The organism is Paludibacterium yongneupense DSM 18731, from assembly GCF_000422925.1.
Classification (GTDB): domain Bacteria; phylum Pseudomonadota; class Gammaproteobacteria; order Burkholderiales; family Chromobacteriaceae; genus Paludibacterium; species Paludibacterium yongneupense.
On the sequence record NZ_AUGZ01000051.1, the window covers coordinates 1 to 7,943 of the forward strand.

8 protein-coding genes and 1 pseudogene are annotated in these 7,943 nt (G+C 62.7%); 8 read left to right on the forward strand and 1 reads right to left on the reverse strand.

What is annotated here, in order from left to right:
* Positions 1-387: pseudogene (locus tag G520_RS22900) on the reverse strand (hypothetical protein); the annotation flags it as partial.
* Positions 388-812: 425 nt separating this feature from the next.
* Between G520_RS22900 and G520_RS0114335 the strand changes: the two are divergent.
* From G520_RS0114335 to citG, 8 genes are all read left to right on the forward strand, one after another.
* A complete protein-coding gene (locus G520_RS0114335; protein WP_028536259.1) occupies positions 813-1,796 on the forward strand; it encodes an AEC family transporter in 984 nt (327 codons plus the stop codon).
* Positions 1,797-1,818: 22 nt separating this feature from the next.
* Positions 1,819-2,670 carry a fumarylacetoacetate hydrolase family protein gene (locus G520_RS0114340; RefSeq protein WP_028534237.1) on the forward strand — a complete coding sequence of 284 codons (852 nt, stop codon included), beginning with the start codon at positions 1,819-1,821 and terminating at the stop codon, positions 2,668-2,670.
* Positions 2,671-2,735: 65 nt separating this feature from the next.
* Positions 2,736-3,788 carry a [citrate (pro-3S)-lyase] ligase gene (citC, locus tag G520_RS0114345; protein WP_028534238.1) on the forward strand — a complete coding sequence of 351 codons (1,053 nt, stop codon included), beginning with the start codon at positions 2,736-2,738 and terminating at the stop codon, positions 3,786-3,788.
* Between the two features lie 55 nt (positions 3,789-3,843).
* Entirely contained in the window at positions 3,844-4,140 is a 297-nt protein-coding gene (gene citD, locus G520_RS0114350) for a citrate lyase acyl carrier protein (protein ID WP_028534239.1), read from the forward strand.
* Positions 4,137-5,009, forward strand: coding sequence for a citrate (pro-3S)-lyase subunit beta (gene citE / locus G520_RS0114355; RefSeq protein ID WP_028534240.1), 873 nt, complete (start codon positions 4,137-4,139; stop codon positions 5,007-5,009). The genes citD and citE overlap by 4 nt, the downstream gene beginning before the upstream one ends.
* Before the next feature lie 16 nt (positions 5,010-5,025).
* Positions 5,026-6,543: a citrate lyase subunit alpha gene (gene citF, locus G520_RS0114360; RefSeq protein WP_028534241.1), complete on the forward strand. Its 1,518-nt coding sequence runs from the start codon at positions 5,026-5,028 to the stop codon at positions 6,541-6,543.
* Complete coding sequence (gene citX, locus G520_RS0114365; RefSeq protein WP_028534242.1) at positions 6,540-7,082, forward strand: citrate lyase holo-[acyl-carrier protein] synthase; 543 nt, start codon at positions 6,540-6,542, stop codon at positions 7,080-7,082. The genes citF and citX overlap by 4 nt, the downstream gene beginning before the upstream one ends.
* On the forward strand, positions 7,051-7,943 hold an 893-nt coding region (citG, locus tag G520_RS22905), incomplete at its 3' end, for a triphosphoribosyl-dephospho-CoA synthase CitG (protein ID WP_051228844.1). The genes citX and citG, both read left to right, overlap by 32 nt.

Below are 7,943 nucleotides of genomic sequence, written 5' to 3' on the forward strand. Positions count from 1 at the left end.
CTTGCGGTAGAGATGGCTGAAGCGCTGGCAGCCGGCGCCGACGGTCGGCGTATAGATCAGCGGCAGCATTTCTTCGATATGCGGCGTCAGAACGGCGTAGAACAACGTCTCGTTGCTGTCCTGCAGTTCGCGCAGCATCACGTAGCGGTCGAGATCGGTCGGCAAGGCGCGCAGGGCCTCGAGCCGACGCGACACCTGTTCTTCCAGCGTCTGCACCGAGGGAGGCAACAGGCCGTGCAACTTGAACTCGTCGCGTTCGGCCTCGCTGAATGCGGTGCCCTTGTTCATCAGGGGATTGGCCAGAACATCGAACTCGGTCAACGCCGTTTCGATGGCGAGCGGTTCAACGTGTTTGAGTCGTATAGCGTGAAGTCGGTTCGAGCGCATAGCCCATCTTTCTCGTGACGTTAAAAGCGGCCGGCGATCCCGGCTCTTCGCTAAGTGCGGTCTGACGCCGTCTCAAGTACCCGCAGCGAGAGGACCGGTTCACCCCTTCTCCCTGTGCCCATCCACGGTATTCACAGTGAGAAGCACCGACCCTCTCGCCAATACGGTTATCTACTGGGCTGCATCTTAGCCATCCGCAAACAAAATCAAAGCCTTGCGCCACTAAAAAACATTAAATTCATAAAAACCGCAACCGCCGCCCGAAACAAATGTTTAAATTTTTAGAGTGGTTTTAATTCATAAAAACCACGAGCCGCGCTTGATCCAGGTCACATATATTATGCACCTGGATCGTTACCTTTCTCCCAAGCCTAAATGCACAAAAAAACGCAACACGCTCACGATGCACGGAGAAATTAAAAATCATGAATTTCAAGATAGCGCTACAAATTTTCAACTCGATGGCCCCGGTGTTTTTGCTGATCTATCTGGGCTGGCTGGCCGTTCATCGCGGCATCGTCGACAAGGGCGCGAAAAAAGTCTGCTCTACCCTGGTCACCGACTTCGTTTTCCCGGCCCTGCTGTTCAACGAAACCTACAAGGCCAAGCCGTCCGAAGTGTTCAATGGCACCTGGATGCTGGCATTCAGCATCGCGATGTGTTCCATGTGGGTGATCGGCTACCTGGTCAACAAGCTGGCGCTTAAAAAGGACATCCGCCAGAGCGCCATGCAGGCGATGCTGTGCAGCTTTCCCAATATGGGCGGCATGGGCATCCCTTTTCTGGCATTGCTCATCGGCGCCAGTTCGGCCGTCTCGGTCGCCGTCGCCAATGTCATTGTCGCCGTCACCATCATCCCGGCCACTCTGTTCCTGCTTGAACTGGGTTCTTCGGTAGGCAATGCCGACAGCAACATCAGCGGGGTGAAAATTTTCACCACCGCCGTCTTCAAGTCGCTGAAGAAGCCGATGGTCGCCGCGGTGCTTGTCGGTTTGATCTTCAGCATCAGCGGGCTGAGCCAGTTCCTGCCGAAATTCGCCGTATCCAGCCTCGACATCGTGGCCAAGTCGTGCAATTTCATCTCGCTGTTCGCGGTCGGCGTGGCGGTGTACGGCACCCGCTTGTCCATGAGCAAGGGCCTTACCCTGAATCTGCTGCTCAAGTGCCTGCTCAACCCCGCCATCGTCTGGACCCTGGTCATGCTGTTCGGCTTGACCGGTCAACATGCTGAAGAAATGATTTTCCTGCTGGCGATGCCGACGGCCACCAATGCCGCCATCCTGGCTTATCAATGGAACGTACAGGAAGAAGAAGCATCCAGTATTTATCTGGCATCGACGGCGTTGTCGATTATTACCCTCCCGATATTACTGGTTCTGATGCAAGCCAATATCCCTGGCATTCACTAATTGCTGCAAAGGCATTATCATTATGAAACTCACCAGTTTTGTAGGAAAAGACGGCATTAAAAGCTTCGGCATTTATCACGATGCCGGGATCGTCGATCTCGGACGTCGCCTGGGCGACAGGTTTGTCGACATCAAGGCGCTGCTCGCCGCCGATGCGCTGGACGAAGCCCGCGCCTTCCAGGACTGCGCGGTGGATCATGCGCTGGCCGAGGTTCGCTTTCTGCCCATCGTCGAAACGCCGGGCAAGATCCTGTGCGTCGGCATGAATTATGCCGCCAAGCGCAAGGAATTCGAGGAAACCAACTCGGCACCGACCATGTTCGTGCGCTTTCCCGATTCGCAGACCGGCCACGCCTGCCCGGTGCTCAAGCCCGAGCAGACCGAGGAGTTCGACTACGAAGGCGAACTGGCGGTCGTGATCGGCAAGGCAGGCTTCCGCGTCAAACGCGAGAAGGCGCTCGAACACGTCGCCGGCTACAGCTGCTATATGGATGGGTCGGTGCGCGACTGGCAGCACACCTGGTTCACCGCCGGCAAGAACTGGCGCCAGACCGGGGCCTTCGGACCGTGGATGGTGACCACCGACGAGATCGCCGATCCGCAGACGCTGACCATCCGCACCTTCCTCAACGGCATGATGGTGCAGGACGATCACACCGGCAACATGATCCATACCGTGCCGGAGCTGATCGAGTACATCACCACGTTTACCGAACTCGCACCCGGCGATGTCATCATCACCGGTTCGCCCGGCGGGGTCGGTAAAAAGCGTGTCCCCCCGCTGTTCCTCAAGGACGGCGATGTGGTCGAAGTCGAGATCCAGAAGATCGGCCGACTGCAAAATACGGTGTTATGCGAGGAATACGCGGCCTGATACCCGCACCGCGCCCGGTAATCACGCCGGGCGCGGTGCAGGCGCCGCATAAATGGTGACGAGCCATGTCTGGCGAATTTGATTTTTATACCGTGATACCCGCCCAGGCCCCGGATGAAGCTGCCGAAATCCGGCAGTTTCTCGCGGCATGTCACTTGGAAATGGACGGCAATATCGATGTGTTCGTGGTCGCGCGTGCGGGCCGGCGCCTGATCGCCTGCGCCGGACTGTCGACCAACATCATCAAGTGCGTGGCCATCTGCGAAGATTTCCGCGGCGAGTCGCTGAGCCTGCAGCTGGTCAGCGAGATCGTGCAGCAGGCGGCCGAGCGCGACCATTTTCATCTGTTTCTCTACGCCAAGCCGTGCAACGTCCCCTTCTTCCGCGGCTGCGGTTTCTATCCCCTGGTCGAAGTGCCGGACTACATCGTGTTGATGGAGAACAGTCCGGTCGCCATCGATCGCTACTGCGACCGGCTGCGCATGCGGCGCGAGCCGTCGGACAAGACCGGCTGCATCGTGATCAACGCGAACCCCTTCACCCTGGGCCACCGTTATCTGGCTCAGCAGGCGGCGGCGGCCTGCGACTGGCTGCATGTCTTCGTCGTCAGCGAAGATGCCTCGTTTTTTCCCTACTCCGACCGCTTCAAGCTGGTATCGCAGGGGCTGGCCGGCATTGCCAATCTGACCGTGCACCACGGGTCGGAGTACATGATTTCGCGCGCCACCTTCCCCGGCTACTTCCTCAAGGAAAAAGGCATCATCGACAGCTGCCACACGGCGATCGATCTGCTGCTGTTCCGCGAGTACCTGGCCCCGGCGCTCGGCATCACCCACCGTTTCGTCGGCACCGAGCCGTTCTGCCCGGTGACCAAGAAATACAACGAAGACATGAAGCACTGGCTGCAGCGGGCCCCCTCGCCGGCTCCGGCGATCACCGTGGTCGAGGTGCAACGCACCGCACAGGACGGCACGCCGATTTCGGCGTCGGAAGTGCGGCGACTGTTGGCGAGCGGTAATTTCGACGCCATCAAGCCGCTGGTGCCCGCCACCACACTGCAACTACTGATCAGCGACTACGCGCCCGATACGACGCGCCGTCCCGGCATTTACGGCTGAGCGCGCCGACAGGCACGCCCGTTTTCCGATTCATTTAACAGGACATGGACACACCATGAAAATCATCAAAGAGGCCATCGCCGGCACCCTTGAATCCAGCGATTTGCTGGTCAAGGTCGCGCCGAGCCATGACGATACCCTGGAAATCATACTGAGCAGCGAAGTCATCAAGCAGTTCGGCCAGCAAATCCGCCGCGTGGTCGATGAGACGCTGCAGCGGCTGGGCGTGACCGCCGGCAGCATCATCATCGAAGACAAGGGCGCGCTCGACTGCGCCATCCGCGCCCGCGTCCAGACCGCCGTTCTGCGCGGCGCCGCCTGCACGGACCTGAACTGGGAGCACCTGTCATGAAACTACGCCGCAGCATGCTGTTCCTGCCGGGCGCCAATGCCGCCATGCTGTCCACCGCTTTCGTCTACAAGCCGGACTCGATCATGTTCGACCTGGAAGACGCGGTCTCGCTGCGCGAGAAGGACTCCGCCCGTCTGCTGGTCTTCCACGCGCTGCAAAACCCGGTCTATCGCGAAATCGAAACCGTCGTGCGCATCAACCCGCTCAACACGCCCTACGGGCTCAAGGATCTGGAAGCCGTGGTCCGCGCCGGTGTCGACGTGGTCCGCCTGCCCAAGACCGACAAGCCGGAAGATGTGCACGAACTGGAGACCCAGGTCGAACGCATTGAACGGGAATGCGGACGCGAAGTCGGCAGCACCCGCTTGATGGCGGCGATCGAATCGGCCATCGGCGTGGTCAACGCCTACGCGATCGCCACCTCGTCCAAGCGCATGATCGGGATCGCGCTGGCCGGCTTCGACTACTGCGTCGACATGCAGACCGAACGCGGCGACGGCACCGAATTGTTCTATGCCCGCTGTGCGGTGCTGCACGCGGCGCGCGCGGCCGGCATCGATGCTTTTGACGTGGTCTACTCCGACGTCAACGACGAAGAAGGTTTCCTCAAGGAAGTCGATCTGATCCGCCGCCTTGGCTATACCGGCAAGTCGCTGATCAACCCGCGCCAGATCGAACTCCTGCACAACGCCTACGCTCCGACCGACGAAGACGTCGATTACGCGCGGCGGGTGATCGCGGCGGCCGAAGCGGCGGAACGCGACGGGCTGGGCGTGATCGCCCTCAACGGCAAGATGATCGACGCCCCCATCGTCAACCAGGCGCAACGCACCCTGCAACGGGCGCAGGCGTCGGGCACGCGCAAATAACAGGAGACAGATAACAATGAACAGTATCGAACAACTGTCGGGTCAACAGCCGCAACTGGCCGCCTTGCGCCCGTTCGCCGGCGCCAACGCCGCCACGCCCTACCTGGCCGACCCGGTTCAAAAACGCGAACGCAAGCTGCTGGGCTCGATCGAAGAAGCGATCGAACGCACCGGCCTGCAAGATGGCATGACCATCTCCTTCCATCACCATTTCCGCGAAGGCGATCTGGTGATCAACCGCGTCGTCGACACGCTTGCGCGCATGGGTTTCAAAAACCTGACGCTGGCGTCGAGCTCGCTGCTGTCGTGCAACGCGCCCCTGATCGAACACATCAAGAACGGCGTGATCACCCAGATCTACACCTCGGGCATGCGCGGCAAGCTGGCCGACGCGATTTCGCACGGGCTGATGGAAAAGCCGGTGCAGATTCATTCGCACGGCGGACGCGTCCATCTGCTGCAGAGCGGCGAGATCAAGATCGATGTCGCCTTCCTCGGCGTCCCGTGCTGCGACGTCTTCGGCAACGCCAACGGCTCGCATGGCAAGTCGCGCTGCGGCTCGCTCGGCTATGCGAAGGTCGATGCCCAGTTCGCGCGCCAGGTGGTGCTGCTGACCGATGAAATCGTCGGTTTCCCCAATGTGCCGGTGAGCATCTCGCAAGACCGCGTCGATTACATCGTCAAGGTGGACGAAGTCGGCGACCCGTCGCGCATCAGCGTCGGTGCCGCCCGCGTCACCAGCAATCCGCGCGAGTTGATGATCGCGCGCTTTGCCGCCGACGTGATCGAGCACTCGGGTTATTTCAAGACCGGTTTCTCGCTGCAGACCGGTTCCGGCGCGGCCTCGACCGCGGCCACGCGCTTCCTCGAAGACCGCATGGTGCGCCAGGGCATCACCGCCAGCTACGCGCTCGGCGGCATCACCGGCAGCATCGTCGATCTGCACAAGAAGGGGCTGATCGAAACCCTGGTCGACACCCAGTCCTTCGACAACGTGGCCGCGCAATCGCTGGCCGAGTCGCCGCGGCACCTGGAAGTCTCGACCAACGAGTACGCGAATCCGTCGTCCAAAGGCACCTACTGCGACCTGGTCGATGTGGTGATTCTGAGTGCGCTGGAAATCGACACCGACTTCAACGTCAACGTGATCACCGGTTCCGATGGCGTGATGCGCGGCGCCTCGGGCGGCCACTGCGACGTGGCCACCGCCGCCAACCTGACCATTGTGGTGGCGCCGCTGATCCGCAGCCGCATCCCGACCGTGGTGCGCCATGTCACGACCGTCGTGACGCCGGGCGAATCGATCGACGTCCTGGTCACCGACCATGGCATCGCGGTCAACCCGGGCCGCCCCGAGGTGGCCGAACGCCTGCGCGCGGCCGGCCTGCCGGTGATGAGTATCGAGGCGCTGTACCAGCGCGCGGTGGGTCTGACCGGCGAGCCGCAGGCGATCGAATTTACCGAGCGCATCGTCGGCGTGATCCGCTACCGCGACGGCAGCGTGATCGACGTGGTCCGGCAGGTGAGAGAATGAACGCCCCCGCCCACCCGCGCAGCGTCGAGCTGACGCAGCTGCTGGCGGCGCGCGATGCGCGCGCCGCACGCCATGCGGCGGCACGCGAGCGCTATTCGCTGCCGCTGGTTTCGCTGACCCTGGTCAGTCCGGGCCCGGTCAAGGACGGCTTGCAGCAACGGCATGTGATGCGCGAAGCCCTGAAGGCGCTGGATGCCTGCCTGAGCCGCGAAAGCCGTCCTATCGTCGAGCGCGAGGTGTATTGGCTGCCGACCGGGCCGGAGGCGTTGTACGTGGTCAACGCCGAGGCGGCGCACCTGAAGGCGGCACTGGTCGAGCTGGAAAACCGGCACGCTCTGGGCCGCTTGTGGGATCTGGACGTGATCGGCGCCGGCGGACCGGTATCGCGCCAGTCGCTGGGCATGCCGGCGCGGCCGTGCCTGCTGTGCGGGGAAGCGGCCCATGCGTGCGCGCGCTCGCAGCGGCATACCTTGCCGAGCCTGCTGGCCGCGATCGAGGAACGGATCGATGCATTCGATCGCCGAGCGACCGCTCGTTGAGACCCCGCCGCTCGACCCCGCCCACCGGGCGGCGGCCGAGCGCCTCGGCTTCTGGGCGCGCGAAGCGCTGGAGCGCGAGGTCAACCTGACGCCGAAACCGGGTCTGGTCGACCGCCGCAACAGCGGCGCACACCGGGACATGGATCTGGAAAGCTTTCTGGCCAGCGCGCAGGCGATAGGACCGGATTTCGTCCGTTTCGCGAGCGCGGGCGTGGCGCACGCGCGCCTGGCGGCGCGCGACGTTCTGCCGCAAATCCGCCCGATCGGGCTGGCCAGCGAACAGGCGATGTATGCGGCGACCGGCGGCGTGAACACGCACAAGGGCGGCATCTTCGCGCTGGGGCTGCTGTGCACGGCGGCGGGGCGGCTGCTGGGACGGGGCGGTGCGCTCACGCGCGGCGGCGTCTGCGCCGAAGTGGCGGATATCTGCCGCGATCTGGTGCAGGCGGAATTGAACAGCCAACGCGAAGCGCACACGGCGGGCGAGCACTTGTTCCGACGCTACGGCCTGACCGGCGCGCGCGGGGAAGCGGCCTCGGGCTATGCCACGGCACGGCAGTTGGCCCTGCCGGTCTATCTGCGGCTGCTGGAGGCCGGCTACGACGACGAAACGTCGCTGTTGCAGGCCTTGCTCCATTTGATGGCGGGCAATGCCGATACCAATCTGGTGTCGCGCGGCGGGCCGGCGGGTCTGGACTACGTGCGGGAGGCAGCCCGCGCGCTGTTGCGGGACGGCGGGGGGCTTCACGCCGAGGGGCGCGACCGGCTGGCGGCCCTGGACGACGCGCTGATCGAACGCAATCTGAGCCCGGGCGGCAGCGCCGACCTGCTGTCCGTCACCTGCTTTCTCGCGCGTTTCCC

Bases quoted from the DNA above. Each gene is read 5' to 3' on its own strand.
- G520_RS0114340 (WP_028534237.1), top strand. From the start codon at position 1,819: ATGAAACTCACCAGTTTTGTAGGAAAAGACGGCATTAAAAGCTTCGGC.
- citX (WP_028534242.1), top strand. From the start codon at position 6,540: ATGAACGCCCCCGCCCACCCGCGCAGCGTCGAGCTGACGCAGCTGCTG.
- G520_RS0114335 (WP_028536259.1), top strand. From the start codon at position 813: ATGAATTTCAAGATAGCGCTACAAATTTTCAACTCGATGGCCCCGGTG.
- citF (WP_028534241.1), top strand. From the start codon at position 5,026: ATGAACAGTATCGAACAACTGTCGGGTCAACAGCCGCAACTGGCCGCC.
- citE (WP_028534240.1), top strand. From the start codon at position 4,137: ATGAAACTACGCCGCAGCATGCTGTTCCTGCCGGGCGCCAATGCCGCC.
- citD (WP_028534239.1), top strand. From the start codon at position 3,844: ATGAAAATCATCAAAGAGGCCATCGCCGGCACCCTTGAATCCAGCGAT.
- citC (WP_028534238.1), top strand. From the start codon at position 2,736: ATGTCTGGCGAATTTGATTTTTATACCGTGATACCCGCCCAGGCCCCG.